19 protein-coding genes are annotated in these 20,983 nt (G+C 68.0%); 6 read left to right on the top strand and 13 right to left on the bottom strand.

The features are described from left to right. Positions 1-2: 2 nt before the first annotated feature. Complete coding sequence (locus H7F38_RS25095) at positions 3-1,469, top strand: NAD-dependent succinate-semialdehyde dehydrogenase (protein WP_187094985.1); 1,467 nt, start codon at positions 3-5, stop codon at positions 1,467-1,469. 95 nt (positions 1,470-1,564) lie between these two features. On the opposite strand, the gene yidC is transcribed toward H7F38_RS25095, so the two are convergent. The 4 genes from yidC to H7F38_RS25075 form a co-directional block, all read right to left on the bottom strand. Beyond that, positions 1,565-2,389 carry a membrane protein insertase YidC gene (gene yidC, locus H7F38_RS25090; protein WP_187092268.1) on the bottom strand — a complete coding sequence of 275 codons (825 nt, stop codon included), beginning with the start codon at positions 2,387-2,389 and terminating at the stop codon, positions 1,565-1,567. Positions 2,390-2,519: 130 nt separating this feature from the next. Further along, positions 2,520-2,786, bottom strand: coding sequence for a DUF6412 domain-containing protein (locus H7F38_RS25085; RefSeq protein ID WP_187095000.1), 267 nt, complete (start codon positions 2,784-2,786; stop codon positions 2,520-2,522). Positions 2,787-2,904: 118 nt separating this feature from the next. Beyond that, positions 2,905-4,443, bottom strand: coding sequence for an LLM class flavin-dependent oxidoreductase (locus H7F38_RS25080; protein WP_187092267.1), 1,539 nt, complete (start codon positions 4,441-4,443; stop codon positions 2,905-2,907). Between the two features lie 176 nt (positions 4,444-4,619). Next, positions 4,620-5,087, bottom strand: a complete 468-nt coding sequence (locus H7F38_RS25075) for a MarR family winged helix-turn-helix transcriptional regulator (RefSeq protein ID WP_187092266.1) — start codon at positions 5,085-5,087, stop codon at positions 4,620-4,622. Between the two features lie 143 nt (positions 5,088-5,230). Between H7F38_RS25075 and H7F38_RS25070 the strand changes: the two genes are divergently transcribed. Together H7F38_RS25070 and H7F38_RS25065 are read left to right on the top strand one after the other, a co-directional pair. Further along, positions 5,231-5,770: a YceI family protein gene (locus H7F38_RS25070; protein ID WP_187092265.1), complete on the top strand. Its 540-nt coding sequence runs from the start codon at positions 5,231-5,233 to the stop codon at positions 5,768-5,770. Continuing rightward, complete coding sequence (locus H7F38_RS25065; RefSeq protein ID WP_187092264.1) at positions 5,767-6,912, top strand: ABC transporter substrate-binding protein; 1,146 nt, start codon at positions 5,767-5,769, stop codon at positions 6,910-6,912. Before H7F38_RS25070 ends, H7F38_RS25065 begins: the two co-directional genes overlap by 4 nt. 92 nt (positions 6,913-7,004) lie before the next feature. Here H7F38_RS25065 and H7F38_RS25060 read toward each other — a convergent pair whose 3' ends face one another. Beyond that, positions 7,005-8,507: a carboxyl transferase domain-containing protein gene (locus H7F38_RS25060; RefSeq protein WP_187092263.1), complete on the bottom strand. Its 1,503-nt coding sequence runs from the start codon at positions 8,505-8,507 to the stop codon at positions 7,005-7,007. Positions 8,508-8,592: 85 nt separating this feature from the next. Here H7F38_RS25060 and H7F38_RS25055 point away from each other — a divergent pair, with 85 nt between their 5' ends. Further along, positions 8,593-9,084: a glutathione peroxidase gene (locus H7F38_RS25055; RefSeq protein ID WP_187092262.1), complete on the top strand. Its 492-nt coding sequence runs from the start codon at positions 8,593-8,595 to the stop codon at positions 9,082-9,084. Between the two features lie 67 nt (positions 9,085-9,151). Here the strand turns inward: H7F38_RS25055 and H7F38_RS25050 are convergent, their stop codons facing one another. Both H7F38_RS25050 and H7F38_RS25045 read right to left on the bottom strand, forming a co-directional pair. Continuing rightward, a complete protein-coding gene (locus H7F38_RS25050) occupies positions 9,152-10,483 on the bottom strand; it encodes a DUF4032 domain-containing protein (RefSeq protein WP_187094984.1) in 1,332 nt (443 codons plus the stop codon). A 105-nt stretch (positions 10,484-10,588) separates the two neighbouring features. After that, positions 10,589-11,620 (bottom strand): alpha-hydroxy acid oxidase, encoded by a 1,032-nt coding sequence (locus H7F38_RS25045; RefSeq protein WP_187092261.1) that lies wholly within the window; start codon positions 11,618-11,620, stop codon positions 10,589-10,591. Between the two features lie 81 nt (positions 11,621-11,701). Here H7F38_RS25045 and H7F38_RS25040 point away from each other — a divergent pair, with 81 nt between their 5' ends. Further along, positions 11,702-12,433 (top strand): 6-phosphogluconolactonase, encoded by a 732-nt coding sequence (locus H7F38_RS25040; RefSeq protein WP_187092260.1) that lies wholly within the window; start codon positions 11,702-11,704, stop codon positions 12,431-12,433. Between the two features lie 42 nt (positions 12,434-12,475). Beyond that, the gene (locus tag H7F38_RS25035) at positions 12,476-13,594 is read left to right on the top strand and encodes an N-acetylglucosamine-6-phosphate deacetylase (protein ID WP_187092259.1); all 1,119 of its coding nucleotides are present in this window, start codon (positions 12,476-12,478) and stop codon (positions 13,592-13,594) included. On the opposite strand, the gene H7F38_RS25030 is transcribed toward H7F38_RS25035, so the two are convergent. From H7F38_RS25030 to H7F38_RS25005, 6 genes are all read right to left on the bottom strand, one after another. Beyond that, entirely contained in the window at positions 13,566-14,264 is a 699-nt protein-coding gene (locus H7F38_RS25030) for a gamma-glutamyl-gamma-aminobutyrate hydrolase family protein (protein ID WP_187092258.1), read from the bottom strand. The genes H7F38_RS25035 and H7F38_RS25030 overlap by 29 nt on opposite strands. A 6-nt stretch (positions 14,265-14,270) precedes the next feature. Further along, positions 14,271-15,041: a 3-oxoacyl-ACP reductase gene (locus H7F38_RS25025; RefSeq protein WP_187092257.1), complete on the bottom strand. Its 771-nt coding sequence runs from the start codon at positions 15,039-15,041 to the stop codon at positions 14,271-14,273. A gap of 167 nt (positions 15,042-15,208) precedes the next feature. Further along, positions 15,209-16,600: an aldehyde dehydrogenase gene (locus tag H7F38_RS25020; protein ID WP_187094983.1), complete on the bottom strand. Its 1,392-nt coding sequence runs from the start codon at positions 16,598-16,600 to the stop codon at positions 15,209-15,211. An 18-nt stretch (positions 16,601-16,618) separates the two neighbouring features. After that, positions 16,619-17,992 carry a glutamine synthetase family protein gene (locus tag H7F38_RS25015; protein ID WP_187092256.1) on the bottom strand — a complete coding sequence of 458 codons (1,374 nt, stop codon included), beginning with the start codon at positions 17,990-17,992 and terminating at the stop codon, positions 16,619-16,621. 153 nt (positions 17,993-18,145) lie between these two features. Beyond that, entirely contained in the window at positions 18,146-19,750 is a 1,605-nt protein-coding gene (locus H7F38_RS25010; protein ID WP_187092255.1) for an amino acid permease, read from the bottom strand. Continuing rightward, positions 19,747-20,736, bottom strand: a complete 990-nt coding sequence (locus H7F38_RS25005; protein ID WP_187092254.1) for a choline kinase family protein — start codon at positions 20,734-20,736, stop codon at positions 19,747-19,749. The genes H7F38_RS25010 and H7F38_RS25005 overlap by 4 nt, the downstream gene beginning before the upstream one ends. Positions 20,737-20,983: the final 247 nt, after the last annotated feature.

Raw genomic sequence — 20,983 nt, 5'->3', positions numbered from 1 at the left:
CCATGGCCGGCATCACCGCAGCCCGTATCTCCGAGGTCATCGGAGCGGTCCCGACGGGTCTGTTCATCGGCGGGGACTGGACCGCCGGTGACGGGAAGGTCGCGGTCGAGGACCCGTCGAACGGTGAAACCCTGAGCGAGGTCGCCGACGCGTCGCCGGCGCAGGGGATGCTCGCCCTCGACGCAGCCGTCGCGGCCCAGAAGGATTGGGCGGCCACGCATCCACGGGTCCGCGGCGAGATTCTGCGCAGGGCCTTCGAGCTGCTGATCGCCCGCACCGAGGATTTCGCCCTGCTGATGACGCTGGAGATGGGCAAACCCCTGGCGGAGGCCCGCGGCGAGGTCGTCTACGGCGCCGAGTTCTTCCGCTGGTTCTCCGAGGAGGCCGTGCGGATCGCCGGCCGTTACGCCACCGCGCCGTCCGGCGGTACCCGGTTGTTGACGATGAAACAGCCGGTCGGGCCGGTGTTCGCGATCACGCCCTGGAACTTCCCGCTGGCCATGGGCACGCGCAAGATCGGGCCGGCGCTCGCTGCCGGCTGCACCGTCGTGATCAAACCGGCCGAGCTGACGCCGTTGACGACCCTGGCCCTGGCCTCGTTGCTGACCGAGGCGGGACTGCCCGCCGGGGTGGTCAACGTCGTCACCACTTCGCGCGCCGGTGCGTTGTCCGAACCGATCATCCGCGACCCCCGGCTGCGCAAGCTGACCTTCACCGGGTCGACCCCGGTGGGCCGCAAGCTGATCGAGCAGTCGGCGCAGCAGGTGCTCAAGGTCAGCATGGAACTCGGCGGCAATGCGCCGTTCGTCGTCTTCGCCGATGCGAATCTCGACCGCGCGGTCGACGGGGCGATGCTGGCCAAGATGCGCAACATCGGTGAGGCGTGCACCGCGGCCAACCGGTTCATCGTGCACGAATCGGTCGCGGAAGAGTTCTCCCAGCGGCTGGCCGCCCGGATGGGGGCGATGGTCGTCGGGCGGGGTATCGACGACGGTGTGCAGGTCGGGCCGCTCATCAATGATGCTGCGGTGGAGAAGGTCTCGGAGCTTGTCGCCGATGCGCTCGATCATGGCGCGAAGGTGCTCACCGGCGGCGACAAGGTGGGGGACAGGGGCTATTTCTACGCCCCGACGGTGCTGACAGGTGTGCCACGAACGGCCAGGATGTTCAGCAACGAGATCTTCGGCCCGGTCGCCCCGATCACCACCTTCGGCAGTGACGACGAGGGCATCGCACTGGCCAACGACACCGAGTTCGGCCTCGTCGCCTACGCCTTCACCGAGAGCCTGACCCGGGCGCTGACGGTGGCCGAACGGCTGGAGACCGGCATGGTCGGGATCAACCAGGGCATCGTGTCCAACCCGGCCGCGCCGTTCGGCGGCGTCAAGGCCTCCGGTCTCGGGCGAGAAGGCGGCAACGAGGGCATCGAGGAATACCTGGAGACCAAGTACGTCGGGATCGCTCTGTAGAGACCTGCCCCACGCCCGCTGACGTGCCGCACCCGCTGACGTCCTGCAGAGTGGTGGCTATAGCCAGCACTCTGCAGGACGTCAGCGGGTCTCTGCTACCCCGACTGCTCGTGATCGAGTCTGCGGTTGACGAAATGCTGCAGTGCGAGGGTGCAGGCATTGTTGGTCAGCCAATAGATCAGAATCGCCACCGGGAGGAATGCACCACCGAGCAGGACGCCGAGGGGAAGGACCCAGATGGTCAGCTTGTTCATGATCGATGCCTGCGGGTTGATCGGCCCCGGGGTGGACTGTCTCTTCACGGCCGCCCGGGCGGTGAAATACGTTGCCAACGCAGCGATGAGCATCAGCGGCAGCGCGACGAGGACGACGTCGAACCTCGTCACGTGATCGCTGTAGGCGGCCAGCTGGGATGTGGTCGATCTGATCGCCGCCGAGAGTGGCGACCCGGCCAGCTTGGCGCCGAGAAAATTCTGCACGTCGGGTAGGCCGAAGACGTAGTTCGGCGTCGTGGCGTTGTCCGCAATGCTCAGTCGCAGCGGCGCTCCGGTGCGGTTGAACGACCGCAGCACGTGGTAGAGGCCGAGGAACATCAGTGCCTGGGCGATGCCGGGAAGGCATCCGCCGAGCGGACTGATCCCGTTGGCCTTGTGCAGATCCTGGGTCGCTTTGGCGAGGGCGATGCGATCACCCGCATGGTGGCGTTGCAGCGTTTTGATCTGTGGCTGCAACCGTTGCACGACCCGTTGGCGACGGGCCTGCCGGAGGAACGGTAGGAACAGCGCCGCGCGAAGGGTCAGGACGAGGAAGACGACAGACAGCGTCCACGCAATACCGTCGGCCGATCCCAGGACAAGGGCGAAGATCTGGTGCCAGGCCCACAAGAGGGCGGACACCGGGAAATAGATGAAGTCGAGCATGGAAGGGGCCTCACTGCTGGGCGTGCTCGATGCGGCGCAGCCGTACGAGAGGCGCGGCAGAGCACGGGGATCCGGTCGGATGGGTAGGAGTGACCGGGACCTGAGGCGTGGAAGTGGTTGTCGCGCAGGCTCAGGTCGGTCGTGGACCGGATCCGGGTGCACGAGATCGCGGACGACCGGGCGTGTCCGGGCTGCTGAGCCTGCGGAAAGCGCCGTGCAGGCGGCGTTCGCTGGCATCCAGCGGTGCGACCCCGGCTGCGGCCTGTCGCCGGCCGGCGGGCTCCCGGGCGGCGCAGACGAGCACCGTGGCCATGATGGCGAGGGCGGCGATCGCCGCAGTCAACGCCAATTGCCCACTCCCGGCGTCGGCCGAGGGGAGAACGAGGAGAAGAAGCACGAGCCCACAGACGGTTTCAAGCCAACCGCGCACGTCGCCTCCCTCGGTCATCTGAAATCCGACGGTCTTTGGACCAGACGCTACTCCGGATCCAGGCGATATTCGAAGCTTCGCGCGGTCAGACCTGGCCGGGGACCATGCCGTACCTGGCCAGCGGTTCGACCAGTGCCCGCTCCTCGTAGGACAGGTGGGACAGCAGGGTATCCGTCAGGGCATCGACGGCATGCTGCAGCCCACGACGACCGGTGGGATCCCTGATGAAAGCGACGAGCGCCGCGTCGACGTCCTCGAGCACCTCGTGGATGACGATGTGCTCGGCCTGCAGTCGGTCGACGGTCGGCACCAGGGTGGCGTCCGACCTCCGCAGGTGCACGAAGATGCTCCGGTCCTCCAACGAATGGTGCGCGGTGACCAGCCGGCAATACGACGCGCAGTACGCGCCGACCGTCCACTCGTTCTGGCGCATCGTCATCGCATTGATCTCCGAGCGGGCAGCGCCGGCGTCCATCAGGCCGGCGGTGACCTGCCTGATGACATCACGCACCTGCTCGAGTTCCTTCCGCAGGTGGTCGTGCACGTCGATGAGGTGACCGGCGACCGCTCGCCCCATGTCGGTGTACACGACGTCGTCCGGAACCGGCGGGTATGGCCTTTCCGACTCCTGCCAGGGCGATGACGCCAGCAGGCGCTCGCCGGTGTCCGGGGTGGGGCGGACGCCCAGCGCGTCCGGAACGTGATCGACCGGCGGCGCGATCGACACTGTGGCGGTGTGCACAGCGACTGTGGGGGAACCGATCCGAGCCGTTCTACTGTCGTTCTCGACGATCTCCAGGACAGCCGGCATCGTCTCGGCGCCGAATCGTTCGATGTCCGCGGCATGGTCGCCCGGGGCGATGAAAACACTGATCCCGTACTCCAGGGCCAGTTCGGCCAGCCGGTCGACGTCGAGATCTTCGGGCCGGAGATTGAGAAGGCGGCGGATGTCGTGTGGATCACGGCCGGCCGCAGCGGCTGCGTCATCGATCCGGGCGTTGCCCTCGGCCAGCGCGGACGTCGATGGCAGGTACCCCATCGACGGCAACCACCCGTCGGCCAGAGTGCCGACCAGGCCGAGCATCCGCGGCTTGTAGGCCCCGAGCCAGATGGGTATTTCGTGCAGCGGAGCCGGTCCGCGTTTGGCGCCGTGGATCGGGTAGTGCTGGCCCGCCAGGAAGACCCCGCCCTTCTCTGACGTGTCCCAGATCGCCCGGATGACGGCGATCGCCTCGGCCAGGGCTTCGACCGAATCACCTGCGGTCAAACGCGTTCCGCCCATCGCCTCGATGGCGTCCCAGAACGCACCGGCGCCGAGTCCGAGATCCACCCGTCCGCCGGACAGCCGGTCCAGGGTCGCGGCCGCCCTGGCCAGCACCGCCGGTGGTCGCAACGGCAGGTTGATGACGTTGGCCGACAGGTGGACCCGTTCGGTGCGGGCGGCGACGTAGGACATCAGGGTCCAGGTGTCGAGCATGGCCGGCTGGTAGGGATGGTCCTGGAAGGTCACCAGATCCAGGCCGGAATGCTCCGAGACCACTGACAGCGCAACGGCTTCCTCCGGACGGGCGGACCCAGAGGACACGAAGGACCCGAACAGCAGGGGGTGGCCGTAGTCGGTCATGTCGCCGTCCTTGGATGATGCGTCAACTTAAGATGATCCTGCGACACTACCCCCGGGCTCCACCGCCCCCGGACGTCCTGCAGAGTGCGGCCTATTGGCCGCACTCTGCAGGACGTTGCCGGGAACACTGTCAGGACGTTGCCGGGAACACTGTCGGGACGTTGCCGGGAACACTGTCAGAGGCAGGCGCCGGGGTCGATGTTGTCGGCGATGCGCGCCATGATCGTGTGCAGACTGCTCCGCTCGCCGGGGGTCAGGATGCCGAACACGTGCGCGCGTACCGTCTGGACCAGTCCGGGCACCGCGAGCAGGAACACCCGCGTTCCCTCGCCGGTGATCACCGTGTTGAGGCCGCGGCGGTCGGTGGGGTGCGGCTCCCTGGTGACCAGCCCGCGGGCCACCAGCTGGTTGATCTGGTAGTTCAACCGCGTCTTGGGGGAGACCAGCAGGGCGGCAAGGGCTCCCATGCGCAGTCGGCCGTCCGGCGCTGCGGCCAGCCGCGACAGGATCTCGAACTCGGGATGGCTCAGGTCCGCTGATTCCCGCAGGTGCTGATCGATCACGCGCTCCAGGAGCTGGCTTCCGCGCTGGTAGGCCACCCACACGGCGCCCTCGTCTCCAGAGATCCATTCGGCCGGGTTCATGTGATCCATCCTACTCACTTGTGCAGAACTGAACTACTGCGGTAGATTGTTGTTCAGTATTGAACGACCTGTAGTCCGCAGGTCGCGCACCCGCCGGTGCCGCCCGACCAGGACGAGCACCCAGATACGAAAGCTGGCATGTGATGAGTAGTGCAGCAGTCGCCGGTACGGCAGTCGAAGCGATTCCCACCGGCACCTATCAGCTCGAGACGGGCCGCTCCAGCGTGTCCTTCACCACCAGGCACATGTTCGGGCTCGCCGGCGTGAACGGGACCCTACGGCTGGCCACCGGTCAGCTCGTGGTGGCTTCACCCGCGACCGGAAGCGCAGTGTCCGCGCACGCCCCGGCAGTGTCATTCTCGACCGGCAATCCCAAGCGGGACGAACACGTCCTGTCGGCCGCGTTCCTGGACGCCGAGAAGAACCCTACCCTCGAATTCCAGGGGACCGAGCTGACCAGGGACGGCGACATCTGGCTGGCGGTCGGCACTCTGACGGCGGCCGGCGTGACTGCTCCGCTGGGACTGACCGTCACGGGGACCCGTCTGGAGGGCACGACCGTGATCGTCACCGCGACCGGTTCCATCGATCGCTACGCCCACGGTCTGGTCAAGATGAAGGGCATGGCCGGCCGCCGGCTGGCGCTGACCGTCTCTACGACCTTCACCAAGGTGTCGGCATGACCCCGCAGTTCGGCCGTCGTGCGGTGCTACTGGGCGGGGCAGGTGCGCTGGCGGCAGCGGCCGCCGCCATTCCGACGAACTCCTTCGCCGCCACCGGCTCCGGGTTGGCGAAGGCCCCCGCCTCGATCTCGAACGAGCAGCACCAACTGGCCGTGTTGTACAGGGCCGCGCTCGCCGAGGGTGGCAAGCTCACCGTCTACGCCGGCGGCGACACCCCGACCCAGCAGGATCAGGCCAGGTACGGGTTCCTGGCGCAGTTCCCGAAGATGGACCTGAACATGGTCGTCGACCTGAGCAAGGTGCAGGACGCCCGGGTCGACGCGCAGCTGTCCAGCGGCCGGGTGATCGCCGATGTCGTCGAGCTGCAGACCCTGGACGACTTTCCCCGGTGGAAGCGCGAGGGCGCACTGCGCCAGTACAGGCCGCTGGCCTTCGAGAAGGTCCGCCCGCAGTTCAAGGACGAGGACGGTTACTACACCGGCGTTGTCGTGCTGGCCTTCGCCAACGTCACGTCCACCTCGCTGGGAAGCGCGGCACCGGTCGAGGCCTCGGACTTCCTGAAGCCGGAGTTCAAGGGCAAGCTGATCTTCACCTATCCGAACGACGACGATGCGGTGCTCTTCTTCTTCCGCCAACTCGTCGAGAAGTACGGCTGGGGTTACCTGGAGAAGCTGATGGCGCAGAACCCGACCTTCGTGCGCGGGACGGCGGCGTCGGCCGGCGCGGTCTACGGCGGCTACGCCGAGGCCACCTTCGCCACCTTCTCGGGACTGCAGTCCGCTCCGACCGACCCGGCCAGGTTCACCCTCCCGGTGCACAGCCCGTTCGTCTCGTGGGCCCAGACCGCCGCCATATTGAAGAAGTCGCCGCACCCGGCTGCCGCCAAGCTCTACATCAGCTGGTTGCTGTCGACTCCGGTGCAGAGTAGTGGCGCGACCTGGAGCCCCCGAGCGGACATCCCGGTGCCGCCGGGATACCGCTCGATCTTCGCCTACCCGAACACCGACCCGACCGCCCTGCGCAGATTCCTGTCCGACCGCGAGTCGCTGGACCGTTTCAAGGCCCGGATCCAGCTCTACGTCGGCGATGTCACCGGCCCCAGCCCGACGGGAGTGCTCGGCTTCTATCCGGGAGCCTTCTGACGGTCCACCCCAGCCAGGCCAGGGACGTCCTGCACGGTGCGGCCGACAGGCCGCACTGTGCAGGACGTCAACGGGGCCCCTGGAAGGCAGGCTCAGCGGTAGCGCCCGGCCCGCCGGAGGCCACGCTGCTGAGCAGGCAGCAACTGCACGCCGGCGAGTTCCGTCGCCAGTGCCGCACCCATCCGTCGGCTGAACGGCGCCGGCTCCTGGCCGGCGTGCTCGAACTCCGGAACCATCGCGTCGACGATTCCGCGGCGGAGCAGATCGACGGCTCTGACGCCCTGGGCGCCGGCCATCTCCGCAGCGAACGAGATGTCCCCGTCGTGGACGATGGCGCTGGCCCCCTCCGGCGGCAGCGGGGAGAGCCAGGCATGACGGGCCGCGATCACCCGGTCGGCCGGGAGCAACGCCAACGCTGCACCACCTGATCCCTGCCCCAGCAGGACACACACCGTCGGTGCCTCCAGCTCGACGAGATCAGCCAGGCAGCGGGCGATCTCGCCGGCCAGGCCACCCTCCTCCGCCTCCTTCGACAGAGCCGCACCCGGAGTGTCGATGACGGAGACCAACGGCAGGTCGAGCTCGGCCGCCAGTCGCATGCCGCGCCGGGCCACCCGTAGCGCCGCCGGCCCGAGGAGGGTGTCGCCGGACTGCAGCGCGTGGTCCTGGCCGAGCAGCACGCAGGACAGACCGGAGAAGCGGGCGAGCACCAGTTGCAGGCCAGATTGCTGCTCGCCCTGACCGGTGCCCGAGAGCGGCACCACGTCGGTCGCGGCGAACCGCAGCAACTCGCGGACACCCGGGCGATCCGGCCGCCGGGTGAACTCGATCGACTCCCACGCCGAACATTCGGGCTGATCGGCGACGGCTGTGGGCTCTGGCCGGGTCGGCAGCGGTCCGGGCATCAGGACGTTCAGCGCACGTGAGCTGATGTCGGCGAACCGGTGCGGCGGAAGGACCGCGTCCAGCAGGCCGTGGGCGAGCAGGTTCTCGCTCGTCTGCACGTCAGCCGGAAATTCGGCTCCGTAGAGCGCCCGGTAGACCTTCGGACCGAGAAAGCCGATCAGCGCAACGGGTTCGCCCACCGAGACGTGACCGAGCGAACCCCAGGACGCGAAGACTCCTCCGGTGGTGGGATGACGCAGGTAGACCAGATACGGCAGCCCGGCGGCCTTGTGGGCGACGATCACCTCGGTGATGCGGACCATCTGGACGAACGCGAGCGTGCCCTCCTGCATCCTGGTGCCGCCGGAGGAGGTCGCGGCCAGCAGAGGCAGACCTTCCTGCGTGGCACGGCGGATGGCCAGGTCGAGACGGTCGGCGGCAGCGAGGCCGATCGAGCCGCCCAGGAAGCGGAACTCGTTGACCAGCAGGGCGACCCGGCGCCCCCTGATGGTCCCGGCCCCGGTCAGTACCGACTCGTCCGCACCGGACCTGAGCTCGGCGGCCACCAGTTCGGCCGCGTAGGACTGGCTCAGATCGTCGGGCCGGATCACCGGTGAGTCCCAGCTGACGAACGAGCCGGCGTCCAGCACGACTTCGATCAGTTCCGCGGCACCGAGACGTTCCGGCCGGACGGCGGGAGGTGGGGTCACGGCCGTCACGCTACTGCGGTGCGGGAATCGGTGATACCCGCAGATCGTTGTCCGAAGAAACCGCTACCACGAGGAGCCAGACCCGATGAGCAATCTCTTGGACCTTCCCGTCACCACCCTCGCCGGAGAACCGACCACGTTCGGAGCGCTGACCGCGGGGCGGGCCGCCCTGGTCGTCAACGTCGCCAGCCGCTGCGGCCTGACGCCTCAGTACGGCAAGCTCGAGGCCCTGCACGAGGAGTTCGAGGCGAAGGGACTCACCGTGATCGGATTCCCCAGCAACCAGTTCGCCGGGCAGGAACCGGGGACGGCGGAGGAGATCGCCGAGTTCTGCTCGGCCACCTACGGGGTCACCTTCCCGATGTCGGACAAGGTGGAGGTCAACGGCGACGGGCGCGACCCGATCTACGCCGCGCTGACCCAGGCCCAGGACGCGAAGGGCGAGACCGGTGACGTGCAGTGGAATTTCGAGAAGTTCCTGGTCGCCGCCGACGGGTCGGTGATCGGACGTTACCGTCCAGGCACCGAACCCGACGCTCCCGAGATCCGCGCCGACATCGAGGCCCTGCTCGGTTGACCGCCCTGGTCGGACGACCGCCCTGGTCGGATGACCGGCCACGGAGGCAGACGCGTCAGGCCGCGGATCAGCCGCCGTACTTCATCGCGGCGGCTTCCCAGGCGGCGTCGGCCTCCGGGTCGCGCACGATGACCTCACCGTCGTCGTCGAACTCCTCGTCATCGGGGTTCATCATCCCGTTGCCCATCAGGTCCGGGTCGAGCAGGGCCTGCTCGTCTGGCCGGAAGCGCAGCACGGTGTCGATGTAGGACTGCACGGCCTCCTCGATCGACACCTCGTGACCGGCCGCCTCGGATAGGAACCAACGGTGTTCGAGCACCTCGTGGAAGATCTCGGCCGGCTCCAGCTTGGCCGCCAGGTCGTCCGGGATGGCCTCCATCACCGGTTCGAAGACGTCACTGACCCAGTGACGGGCGACGGTGTCCTCGTCCACCTCGCTCTCCGGCATCACGGCCTGCGACCGGTAGGTGTCGAGGTCGTTGAGCACCCGGCGGGCCTGGTTCTCCTGCATGTCGAGGCCGGTCAGGTTGAGCATCCGCCGGCGGTGGTGACCGGCCTCGACGACCTGCGTCTGCACCAGGACGTGTGGGTCGCCGTCCTTCTCGTTGATCTGGATTTGGGCGACGTCGTACCCGAGCTTGTTGAGTCGCCGCAGGCGCTGCTCGATGCGCCACCACTCGTCGTCGCCCATGGTCTGCGGTTGGGTGAGTTCGGCCCACAGCTGCTCGTACTTCTCGATCACCGACACCGCGGTCGCCAGAGGGTCGACCTGGTCGGACAGCAGCCCGGACATCTGCAGATCCAGGAGTTCGCCGGCCAGGTTGGTCTCGGCGATGTCCAGGTCCTGCTGACGCTGCCCGTCCGACAGCGTCGGCCGCATCTCGCCGGTCTCGGCGTCCACCAGGTACGCGGCCAGCGCACCGGCGTCCCGGCGGAACAGGGTGTTCGAGAGCGAGCAGTCCTTCCACGCGAACCCGACGAGATGCAACCGGACCAGCAGTTCGGCCAGCGCATCCAGCAGTTTGGGTTCCAGGTCCGCGTCGAGCCGCCGGGAGAACAGGGCGCGATAGGGCAACGAGAAGCGCAGATGTTTCGTCACGAGCGCGGCGTCCAACGGCTCGCCGTCCGGGTTGGTCCGGTTGGCGACGACGCCGACCGCCTGCACCACCGGGATGCCGGCCTTGGCCAGGTCGCGGAGCAACTCGTACTCGTGCTCGGCCAGCCCCTGGCTGATTTCCTTGATGGCGTAGACGATCCCGCCCATCCTGACGAACCTTACGACGTGCCGTGAGATACCGCGGGGGAGACTGACCAGCTTCTCCTTCGGCCACTCCTCCAGCGGGGTCGACCAGGGCAGGGTCAACAGGTCGGTGGGGTCCGGTCCGGTCGCGAATTGCATACGCACGCGGCAAGCGTGGCACAGCCACGGTGGTTGCGCTGCCAGGCAAGGCGTGACACCGCAGTCCAGCTCATCGCAGGGTTCATCGACGGCTCGTCCGACGGCTCATCCGACGGGCACCCGGACCATGCTCCGGTTGATCGACGTCAGCGACCCGGCGCCCGTCGCCGCCATGGCCTGCCGGAGCTCCGCGGTGAGGCCTTCCAGCACACTGCCCACCCCGGCGGCCCCGGCCGTGGCCAGTGCCCAGAGGACCGGTCGCCCGACGCCGACCGCGGTGGCTCCGAGGGCCAGGGCTCTGAGAACGTCGCCACCTGAACGAATTCCGCCGTCCACCAGGACCGGAACGCGTTTCTCGACCGCTTTCGCCACACCGGCGAGGGCGACGGCGGTGGGGATCACGCCGGCCACCTGCCGCCGACCGTGGTTGGACACGATGATGCCAGCGGCGCCGGCATCGACCGCAGAGGTGGCGTCATCGGGGTGCAGGATGCCCTTGACGTAGACCGGAAGTCCGGCCGCCTCCGCCAGGTCCGAGATGTGTTCCGGCCGGAGGTCGGAGTCGATGCCGGCCGTCATCCGGGCCCAGCCGAGCCCGGGAAAATTGGCGGGCAGCGCCGACAGCCGGGCCCGGGCGTCCTCCCGGAACGGTGCCTCGGCAAGTCCGCCGGACAGGTCCACCGTCAGGACCAGGGCCTGGGCGCCGGCCGCGACGCAGCGGGCCACGTAGTCGTCGCTCAGTGCACGATCTCTCATCAGGTAGACCTGTGCCCACCACGGGCCGGGGCCGGCCGCACCGAACACGCCGACCTCGACGGCCGCCGAACTGGAGTAGACCAGGAGGGCGCCGGCGGCCGCCGCGCCCCGCGAGCTGGCGACCTCCCCCTCGGGGTGTGCGAGACCGTGCGCGGCTGTGGCGGCCACCATCACCGGCGTCCGCAACGCTGCGCCGCCCAGCTCCAGGGTGCTGTCGACGCCGGTCAGGCTCTGCATCACCCGGGGCACGATGCCGATCCGTTCCCAGGCCTCGTGGTCGGGCTCTGCGTCCGGTCGGCCGTCGGCCACACCCTGGTAGTACTCCCACGACGGCGCGGGAAGGGCGGCTCGGGCGGCGGCCTTGAGAGCGTCGAAATCCATGGGTGGATACTGACCGTTCTCGGCAGCCCTCTGGGCACCGGGGTCGGGACCGACCTCGCCGGGAACGACCAGAGGACACAGATGGCAGGCAGAGCAAGCACTTTCGCAATCGACCGGCTCGAGGTCACGGTCGCCGGCGACTCCCGGGAGGCCGGACGGCTGGCGGCCGCCGACGTCGCCGGGTCCCTGCGATCGCTCACGGCCGTGCGGGAGTCCGTGCGGGTCGTCTTCGCCGCGGCGCCTTCGCAGTCGGTCATGCTGGCCGCACTGGTGCGGGCGCCCGGAATCGACTGGATGCGCGTCCGGGCCTATCAGATGGACGAGTACCTCGGGTTGCCCTCCGATGCGCCCCAGCGATTTGGGAACTGGTTGCGACGCAACCTGTTCGACCATGTCCCGCTGACGTTCCACCCACTCGACACCGAAGGCGGCTACCTCGATCCGGCCCCGGTGGACCTGGTCTGCCTCGGCATCGGCGAGAACGGTCACCTGGCGTTCAACGATCCGCCGGTGGCCAGGTTCGACGACGAGCAGGACCTGCGGGTGGTGGACCTCGACCTGAGCAGCCGGATGCAGCAGGTGCACGACGGCCTGTTCCCGGCCATCGGGGACGTGCCGACCCGGGCGCTGACGCTGACGATCCCGCGTCTGATGCGCAGCGCCCGCATCGTCGGGGTGGCCTGCGGGCCGAACAAGGCGGTGGCGTTGCAGCGGACCGTGGCGGGCCCGGTGGACCCTTCCTGTCCGGCCACCGCGCTCCGCCTGCACGAGAACGTGACGCTGTACACCGATCTCGCCGCCTACGGGGGCTGAGCCGTGCTCCTCGAAGGGCGGTCTCCGCGCACCGGTCTTTCGATGGCCCTCCGGGTGGAGGACGGCGTGGTCCTGGCGACCGCACCGGCCCCGCACGACGGCGATCCCGACATCTGGCTGGCCCCTGGGCTCGTCGACCTCCAGGTGAACGGCTACGGCGGTTTCGACTTCAACCTGGGCGAGGCCGCGCAGGTGTCCGGCGCCGTGGCGGCACTGGTGGCGCGAGGGACCACCACCGTGGTGCCGACGATCATCAGCGCTTCGCCCGCAGACCTGCGGGACAGGCTGGCGGCCGTGATGGTGGCTCGGCGGGCCGATCCGCTGGTGGAGGCGGCCGTTCCGGCGGTGCACGTCGAGGGGCCGTTCCTGTCACCCGTCGACGGTGCCAGGGGCGCGCACGACATCGATCACATCCGTGCGCCCGATCCTGCCGAACTTCTTTCCTGGCAGGAGATCTGCGCGCCACTGCCGCTGTTCGTCACGGTCGCGCCCGAGTGGCCCGGCGCCGTCGAGTTCATCCGAACCGCGGTGGCCCTCGGCGTCACCATCTCGCTCGGGCACAGCGTCGCCGATGCGCAGCAGATCGCGGCGGCGGTGGCCGCCGGGGCGACGCTGTCGACACACCTGGGCAACGGCGCCGGCCTGACGCAACCTCGTCACCCCAACCTGATCTGGGCGCAACTGGCGGCGCCGGAGCTCACCGCCGGGCTGATCTCCGACGGTTTCCACCTGGACGGAGCGACCCTGCGGGCCATGGTCCTGGCCAAGGGTTCCGGCGGCTCGTTCCTGGTCAGCGATGCAGTGGCCCTCGCCGGGTGCTCCCCGGGCCACTACCGGACGCCGGTGGGCGGTGCGGTGGAACTGGATGCAGACGGTCGGCTCCGGGTGGCCGGTCAGGACTACCTGGCCGGCGCAGCGGTCGATCTGGCCACCGGTCTGGCCAGACTGCCCGGCCTGACGGATCTCTCGTTGCGCCGGGCGGTCAGGATGGCCACCGAGGTGCCCGGCCGGGTACTCGCGGCCGCCGGGGTGCTCGGGAGGGGCCGGCTCGGGCCGGGGGCGCGGGCTGCGGTCCGTTTCCGTTGGGCGGTCGGCGATCCGGACGTGACCGTGCTGGACGTGCTGGGTCCGGTCAGCCGGCCGCCTGCGCCAGGGCCGTGAACAGCCGCATGTCGGTGGCCGTCTCCGGGTGCCACTGAACGGCCAGCACGAACCGCTCGCCGGCTGCTTCCATCGCCTCGGGGACCCCGTCGTCGGCGAAGGCGCTGAACGTGAAACCCGGTGCCTGCGCAACGCTCTGGTGGTGATGGCATGGCACGCTCAGGCCCGGTCCGAGGATCTGCGCCAGCCGCGATCCGGCGATCGTCGTCACCGCCACCGGTCCGTAGACACCGGGTCCGGGGGAGTGCCGGTCGTCGCCGACCAGGTCGGGGACGTGTTGATGCAGTCGTCCGCCGGCGCGGGAGGCCATCACCTGCATGCCGCGGCAGATGCCCAGCACCGGCAGTCCGAGATCGTCGGCGGCATCGAGCAGCGCGTACTCGGAGACGTCCCGGTCGTCGCGCCAGCCGGAGGTGTGTTCGTCGGGGTGCTCGCCGTAGCGGGACGGGTTGACGTCGGCCCCACCGGCGATCACCAGGGCGTCGAGGCGGCTGAGCACCCTCGCCGCGTCGTCGGCCGGTCCGAGCGGCGGCAGGAGCACCGGTGTGCCGCCGCCGGCCCTGACCGCGTCCACATATCTGGCCGGCAGGAGCACGGCCGGGACCGCATCCCACTGCCCCCAGCTGGCCGGCTCCCGATAGGTGCTGATCCCGATGACGGGGTTCGTCATGGGGTATCAGTCCAGCGGCGTGACGTAGGCACCGGAGATGCCGCCGTCGACCAGGAACTGCGAGGCGGTGATGAAGCTGGACTCGTCGGAGGCCAGGAACAGGACGGCGTTGGCGATCTCGTCCGGCTCGCCGAAACGGCCCATCGGGATGTGGACCAGGCGGCGCGCGGCACGCTCCGGATCCTTGGCGAACAGTTCCTGGAGCAAGGGCGTGTTGACCGGCCCGGGACACAGTGCGTTGACCCGGATTCCCTTGCGGGCGAACTGGACCCCGAGCTCGCGGCTCATCGAGAGCACACCGCCCTTGGAGGCGGTGTAGGAGATCTGGCTCGTGGCCGCGCCGAGGACCGCGACGAAGGAGGCGGTGTTGATGATGGAGCCCCTGCCCTGCTCGATCATGTACGGCAGCGCCGCTTTGCAGCACAGGTAGACGCTGGTCAGGTTGACCTCCTGGACCCTGCGCCAGGCGGCCAGGTCGGTGGTCAGGATCGAGTCGTCCTCCGGTGGCGAGATTCCCGCGTTGTTGAAGGCGATGTCGACGCTCCCGTAGCTGTTCTTCGCCAGTGCGAAGAGCGCATCCACGTTGTCGGGATCGGTGACGTCCGTGGGCAGGTAGGCGCCGTCCAGTTCCTGGGCGATTCCCGGTCCGCGGACGTCGTCGATGTCCCCGATGACCACCTTGGCGCCCTCGGCGACGAACTTCCTGGCCGTGGCCAGACCCAGACCGGAACAACCTCCGGTGATGACGGCGACCTTGCCGGCGAGGCGATCAGTCATGGTGAGATTTCGACCTTTCGAACTGTTGAGTGGGGCGTTGTTGGGCTGGAGCGGGGCTGCGCGTCGGAAACTGTCGTTCGGTGTGATCCTCTGCGACGCGCGGGAGGCTCTGCGACGCGCACCGGACTTTCCGACGCGCAGGCCGGGTGCCGGTCGCGGACCTGGAATCAGGTGGCGATGAAGACGTTCTTGACCTCGGAGAAGGCGTCCGGGGCGTCCGGCCCCAGTTCGCGGCCCAGGCCCGACTGCTTGAAACCGCCGAAGGGTGTCCAGTAGCGCACCGAGGAGTGCGAGTTGACCGACAGGTTGCCGGCCTCGACCCCCCGGGCGACCCGGATCGCCCGCCCGACGTCGGAGGTGAAGATCGAACCGGACAGGCCGAAGTCGCTGTCGTTCGCCATCGCGACGGCCTCCGACTCGTCACCGAACGGGAGCACTGCGACCACCGGTCCGAAGACCTCCTCCCGCCAGATGCGGTCCGCCGCTGACGCCGGGATGACGACCGTCGGTGGGTACCAGAAGCCCTGCCCACCCGGCGTGCTGCCGGTGAAGGCCACGTCGGCGCCGTCGACGTAGGCCGAGACGGACGCCAGTTGCCCCGCGGTGATCAGGGGTCCCATCTCGGCATCGGCGTCGGCCGGCTGCCGGACCCGGAAACCTTTGACGGCCGGCTCCAGCAACGCCATGAACTTGTCGTACACGCTGCGCTGCACGAGGATCCGGGAGCGTGCACAGCAGTCCTGGCCGGCGTTGTCGAAGACGGCCGAAGGAGCCGCTCTTGCTGCGACCTCCAGATCGGCGTCGGCGAAGATGATGTTCGCGCTCTTGCCGCCGAGTTCGAGCGTGACGGCCTTGACCTGGTCCGCCGCGCCGCGCATGACGCCCTTGCCGACCTCGGTGGATCCGGTGAAGCAGACCTTCCGGACCAGCGGATGCGTGACGAACCGCTCCCCGACCAGCGAGCCCTTGCCGGGGATGACGGTGAGGACGCCCTCCGGGATTCCGGCCTCCAGTGCGAGCTCGGCCAGCCGGATCGCCGTCAGCGGGGTGACTTCGGCAGGCTTGAGCACGACGGTGTTGCCGGCGGCCAGGGCCGGGCCGAATCCCCACCCGGCGATGGGCATCGGAAAGTTCCAGGGCACGATGATGCCGACCACACCGAGCGGTTCGTAGAAGGTGATGTCGATGCCACCGGCCACCGGGATCTGCCGGCCGAACTGCCGCTCGGGGGCGGCGGAATAGTAATCCAGCACGTCCCGGACGTTGCCCGCCTCCCAGGTGGCGTTGCCGATGGTGTGGCCGGAGTTGCGGACCTCGAGGATGGCCAGTTCGGCCAGGTGCTCGTCGACCACCGTGGCGAACCGGCGGAGCAGCCGGGCCCGGTCGCCCGGTGACACCGCGCGCCAGGCCGGAAAGGCAGCATGGGCCCGCTCGATCGCGCGGTCGGTCTCGGCCAGCGAGGCGCGGGGCAGGGTGGTCAGTGCCAGCGCGCTGGCCGGATCGATCAGGGTGGTGCTGCCGCCCTCCCCGGAGAGGATCCCGCCGTAGTCCAAGTTCATCACGTTCAACACGTCCTGTCAGAACCTTTCGAATCCGCGGCGGAGTTCCCAGTCGGTGATCGCCGACTCGAAGGCGGCCAACTCCGTGTCCGCGGCGTGCACGTAGTGGTCGACGACATCATCGCCGAAGGCGGCCCGGGCGATCGACGAGCCCGCGAACAGGTCCCGGGCGGCGCGCAGGTTGGTCGGCACCGTCGGCTTGCCCGAGGTGTACGCGTTGCCGACCAGGGCGTCCTCCAGCGGCAGTTCGTTCTCGACGCCGTACAGGCCGCCGGCCATCATCGCGGCGATCGCCATGTAGGGGTTGACATCCCCACCGGGCAAACGGTTCTCCAGCCGGGCGGAATTGCCGGTACCGACCAGCCGGATCGAGCAGGTGCGGTTGTCCAGCCCCCAGGCGACCGTCGTCGGGGCGAACGAACCCGCGGCGAACCGCTTGTAGGAGTTGATGTTCGGCGCGTACAGCAGGGTGAATTCGCGCATGGTGGCCAGGATCCCGGCGATGAAGTGGTCGTACAGCAGGGTGCGCTGATTGCTCGACGGATCCCAGAAGACCAGGCTGCCGTCGGTCCCCCGCAGCGACAGGTGGATGTGGCAGGAGTTGCCCTCCCGCTCGTTGAACTTCGCCATGAACGTCAGCGACCGGCCGTGCTGTTCGGCGATCTCCTTGGCGGTGTTCTTGTAGACGGTGTGGTTGTCCGCCGTGGCCAGCACCTCCTCGAAGCGGAAGGCGATCTCGTGTTGACCGAGGTTGCACTCGCCCTTGGCCGACTCGACCGTCAGGCCGGCGGCGTACATGGTGTTGCGGATGTCCCGCAGCAGGGGCTCGACGCGGGTGGTGCCCAGGATCGAGTAGTCGACGTTGTACTGGTTGGCCGGAGTCAGGTTCCGGTACAACGCATCCCAGGCCTCTTCATAGGTGTCGTTGAACAGGATGAATTCGAGTTCGGTGCCCGCGAAGGCGGTGAAACCGGCGGCGGCGGCGCGGGCCTGCTGCGCCTTGAGGATCGACCGGGGCGACTCCTTCACGAGTTCGCCGTCGAGCCAGGTCAGGTCGGTCTGGATCATCACCGAGCCGGGGAGGTGGGGGAGCAGCCGGATGGTGTCGAGGTCGAGGGCGAAGATCATGTCGCCGTAGCCCTTCTCCCAGGACGACATCGCGTAGCCGGACACGGTGTTCATGTCCGCGTCGACCGACAGCAGGTAGTTGCAACCCTCCGTTCCGTGCTCCAGCGCTTCGGACAGGAAGAACGGTGCGTGCAGTCGTTTGCCCTGCAGCCGTCCCTGCATGTCGGTGAACGCCACCACGACGGTGTCGACGTCGCCGCTGACGATGAGTTGCTCGAGCGTGTCCAGGCTCAGCAGTCGCGGATTGCGGGGATGGTCCGTCATGGCTGGTGCCCCTTCGTTGGCCCGAGAATTCCGGCGTTCGCGCTGCGTGCGGATCCGCGCTCTCCGCTTCGGTGCAGAGCCTACAAAGTCCGCCGCACGCTCGTGACGGCGGCGGGTGCGGATCCAGGTGGGATCGGCACCCGCCGGCCGCAGCTAGGGCTGCTTCGTCAACTCCACCGGGGATTCGATCTGCCTGATCGGCCCGGTGAACCACTTCTTCACGCTCGCGTGCCAGAAGATCCACAGCAGGATCAGCACCCCACCCACCAGTAGCGGCGTGTAGTTGACGAATTTCCAGGCGAAGCTCGGATCCCACGGCATCCCGCCGAGGGATGTCGGGAAGAGCGCAATGATCGAAGTGAGGACGATCTCGATCAGTGCGATCGGAGCCAGCCATTTGTATTTCTTCCCGAGGTTCCAGGAGCCCACCTTGAAGGCCGCACCCTGTTTCCAGCGGTAGTAGATCGGAATGGCGAAGGCGAGGTAGAGGCCGACCACCCCGATCGAGACCACGGCGAAGAAGGCGATGGGCGTCGGCACGTCGGCTCCGTTGATCGGGATGAGGACCGTCACCAGGGCCGGAAGCGTGATGAGCGCAGCGATCACGGCCGAGAGGATGACACCGTTCGCGGGGACCCGATTCTTGTTCAGCTTCGACCAGAGCTTCCAGCCGGGGACCGCCCGGTCACGGCTGAAGGCGAAAAGCATTCGGGAAGAACTCGTCAGACAGGCCACACCGCAGAAGAACTGACCGGCGGTCGAGACGATCAGCACGATGCCGACCCAGTTGGAGCTCATGGCCTGGATGAAGATGTTGTAGACACCGCCACCGTTGGCAGATACGAAATCGCTGCCGGACATCTTTCCGTCCGGCGACGTCGACGGGACGGCGAACAGGAAGACCACCAGGAGCACCCAGCCGCCGATGGCCGAGTAGAGGATCGACTGCCAGATGCCCTTGGCGGCGGCGTTGGAGGCGCCTTTCGTCTCCTCGGACAGGTGGGCCGAGGCGTCGTACCCGGTGATCGTGTACTGCGTCAGGATCGCCGAGATCGGCAGGACGAAGAACAGCCAGCTGACTCCGCTGGTCGCGCCGGAGAAGATGCCGGTGTTGTTGATCGTCTTGGCGAAGACGTCGTGCAGGCTGGCATGCTGCTTGGGCACGATGATCAGAATCAGCACCACCGCGGCCGCGCCGAACACGTGCCACCACACCGAGACGTTGTTGATCACGGCCAGCAGGTGACTCGAGAAGATGTTGATCAGGGCCGAGACCGCCAGGATGATCAGGAAGATGATGAACACCCTGGTGAGGCTGTAGCCGGCCAGCCAACTGGCGCTGAAGGTCCCCAGCGTCAGGTCGAGGAAGGTGGCGCAGCCGTAGGCGACGGAGGCGACGATCGCGATCAGACCGATCAGGTTGAGCCAGCCGGTGTAGTAACCCGCCTTCGGTCCACCGAGTTTGCTGGCCCACCAGTAGATGCCGCCGGACGTCGGGTAGGCCGAGACCAACTCGGACATGCAGACGCCGATGATCAGGATGAACGCCGCGACGATCGGCCAGCCCCAGGCGATGGCCGCCGGGCCACCGTCGTTCCAGCCCAGGCCGAAGGAGGTGAAACACCCCGCCAGGATCGAGATGATGGAGAACGAGATCGCGAAGTTGGAGAAGCCGGACCAGGATCTGTTCAGCTCCTGGGTGTAGCCGAGTTCGGCGAGTTGTTTCTCGTCGTCACTCAGTTCGGGTGTAGCTGTCACTGGCTTTTCTCCTTCTCGGTGGTGGAGCGGAATTCGGTGGCGGTCGGTGCGGTTCGCGGGCCGGTGGCCACGGCGCCGAGCAGATCCGCGAAATGCGGTCCTTCGAAGGTGCTCACGGCGCGTTCGTACTTCTCCATGGACCACGCCCAGAAGTCGAAATCCAGGCTGCTCACCGACTGCTGGATGGCGCCCCACAGCGTCCAGCCGTACTGGGAGACCAGCGCCTGCAGCCGCGCTCGCGCGACCATGTCCGGTCGGTGCTCGCCGTAGTAGAAGTCCACCAGCACAACGAGTTCGGCGTCCCCGAGATTGGCTTCGCTCCACATGTTGCCGAGTTCGAAACAGGGGTCGTTGTTGCCGGCGTACTCGTAGTCGATCAACCACAGGCGCGCGCCGTCGTCGATGAAGTTCGCAGCCAGCAGGTCGTTGTGGCACGGTACGGCAGCGGGAGCGTCCATGGAGAGCACCGTACGGATCCGATCCCACGCCGGCGTGAAATCGAGGTAGCGATCTGGTAACCGGAAGCCGCGGGCCATGATCGTGTCCAGGTATCGGTTCGAGACGTCGAACATGTCGAAATCCGCACTGAAACTCGGCCCGGAGTGCAACGCCCGGCAGGACTCCGCGACCGAGCGCAGAACCTCCGTCGAGCCGAGATCCGCGGCGGTGAGCGTCCGCCCTTCCAGCCACTCGATGCTCAGCACCGCGGCCTCCGGGGCATAGGCCACGACGGCCGGTGCGACCCCGGAATCGGCCGCGGCCAGAGAGTTCCGGTACTCGCCGTCCCGATCGATGCCCAGCAGATGCGACGACGGGCGGGAAAGGCGTGCGACGTAGGTGCCGGTGGCCGTGGTGACCTTGAAGTTCTCGTTGGTCAGGCCGCCCGGCAGCGGTTCGACGAGACGGTTCGGATCCCGCAGGGCGGCGACCATGTCAAGGCGCTCGCTGACGGTCAACGCGAAGATGTCCGAGGACTCACTGAGCAAGCGGACACCTCCGGATCACGGGCAACTCAGATCGAGATGGTAGGACAGAAGGGGCCGTACGGTCTAGACCGGAGCCCCGTGGGTGGTGCGTCCGGCGGACGACGAAATCCGCAGACCCGATGCAGCGCGGCCGTTGCGATTCATGCATAGCAGCCTGGCTGCCGTGGGCCGCGAGTGGTCCGTCAGCTGCTCGCGACGGATTTCGTCGTGGTGTGCGGTAGGAAAGGTCTAGACCGTTTGGCGCCGT

The sequence above is a fragment of the Nakamurella sp. PAMC28650 genome (assembly GCF_014303395.1).
Taxonomy (GTDB): Bacteria; Actinomycetota; Actinomycetes; order Mycobacteriales; family Nakamurellaceae; genus Nakamurella.
The sequence above is the reverse complement of the archived record's forward strand: the minus strand, read 5'-3'. Positions and strand labels throughout refer to the sequence as shown.

Excerpts from the sequence above, each read along its gene's own strand:
- H7F38_RS25015 (WP_187092256.1), bottom strand. The coding sequence starts at position 17,992 with ATGACGGACCATCCCCGCAATCCGCGACTGCTGAGCCTGGACACGCTC.
- yidC (WP_187092268.1), bottom strand. The coding sequence starts at position 2,389 with ATGCTCGACTTCATCTATTTCCCGGTGTCCGCCCTCTTGTGGGCCTGG.
- H7F38_RS25020 (WP_187094983.1), bottom strand. The coding sequence starts at position 16,600 with ATGAACTTGGACTACGGCGGGATCCTCTCCGGGGAGGGCGGCAGCACC.
- H7F38_RS25075 (WP_187092266.1), bottom strand. The coding sequence starts at position 5,087 with ATGAACCCGGCCGAATGGATCTCTGGAGACGAGGGCGCCGTGTGGGTG.
- H7F38_RS25045 (WP_187092261.1), bottom strand. The coding sequence starts at position 11,620 with ATGGATTTCGACGCTCTCAAGGCCGCCGCCCGAGCCGCCCTTCCCGCG.
- H7F38_RS25035 (WP_187092259.1), top strand. The coding sequence starts at position 12,476 with ATGGCCCTCCGGGTGGAGGACGGCGTGGTCCTGGCGACCGCACCGGCC.
- H7F38_RS25080 (WP_187092267.1), bottom strand. The coding sequence starts at position 4,443 with ATGACCGACTACGGCCACCCCCTGCTGTTCGGGTCCTTCGTGTCCTCT.
- H7F38_RS25095 (WP_187094985.1), top strand. The coding sequence starts at position 3 with ATGGCCGGCATCACCGCAGCCCGTATCTCCGAGGTCATCGGAGCGGTC.
- H7F38_RS25050 (WP_187094984.1), bottom strand. The coding sequence starts at position 10,483 with ATGCAATTCGCGACCGGACCGGACCCCACCGACCTGTTGACCCTGCCC.
- H7F38_RS25055 (WP_187092262.1), top strand. The coding sequence starts at position 8,593 with ATGAGCAATCTCTTGGACCTTCCCGTCACCACCCTCGCCGGAGAACCG.
- H7F38_RS25025 (WP_187092257.1), bottom strand. The coding sequence starts at position 15,041 with ATGACTGATCGCCTCGCCGGCAAGGTCGCCGTCATCACCGGAGGTTGT.
- H7F38_RS25070 (WP_187092265.1), top strand. The coding sequence starts at position 5,231 with ATGAGTAGTGCAGCAGTCGCCGGTACGGCAGTCGAAGCGATTCCCACC.
- H7F38_RS25065 (WP_187092264.1), top strand. The coding sequence starts at position 5,767 with ATGACCCCGCAGTTCGGCCGTCGTGCGGTGCTACTGGGCGGGGCAGGT.
- H7F38_RS25030 (WP_187092258.1), bottom strand. The coding sequence starts at position 14,264 with ATGACGAACCCCGTCATCGGGATCAGCACCTATCGGGAGCCGGCCAGC.
- H7F38_RS25040 (WP_187092260.1), top strand. The coding sequence starts at position 11,702 with ATGGCAGGCAGAGCAAGCACTTTCGCAATCGACCGGCTCGAGGTCACG.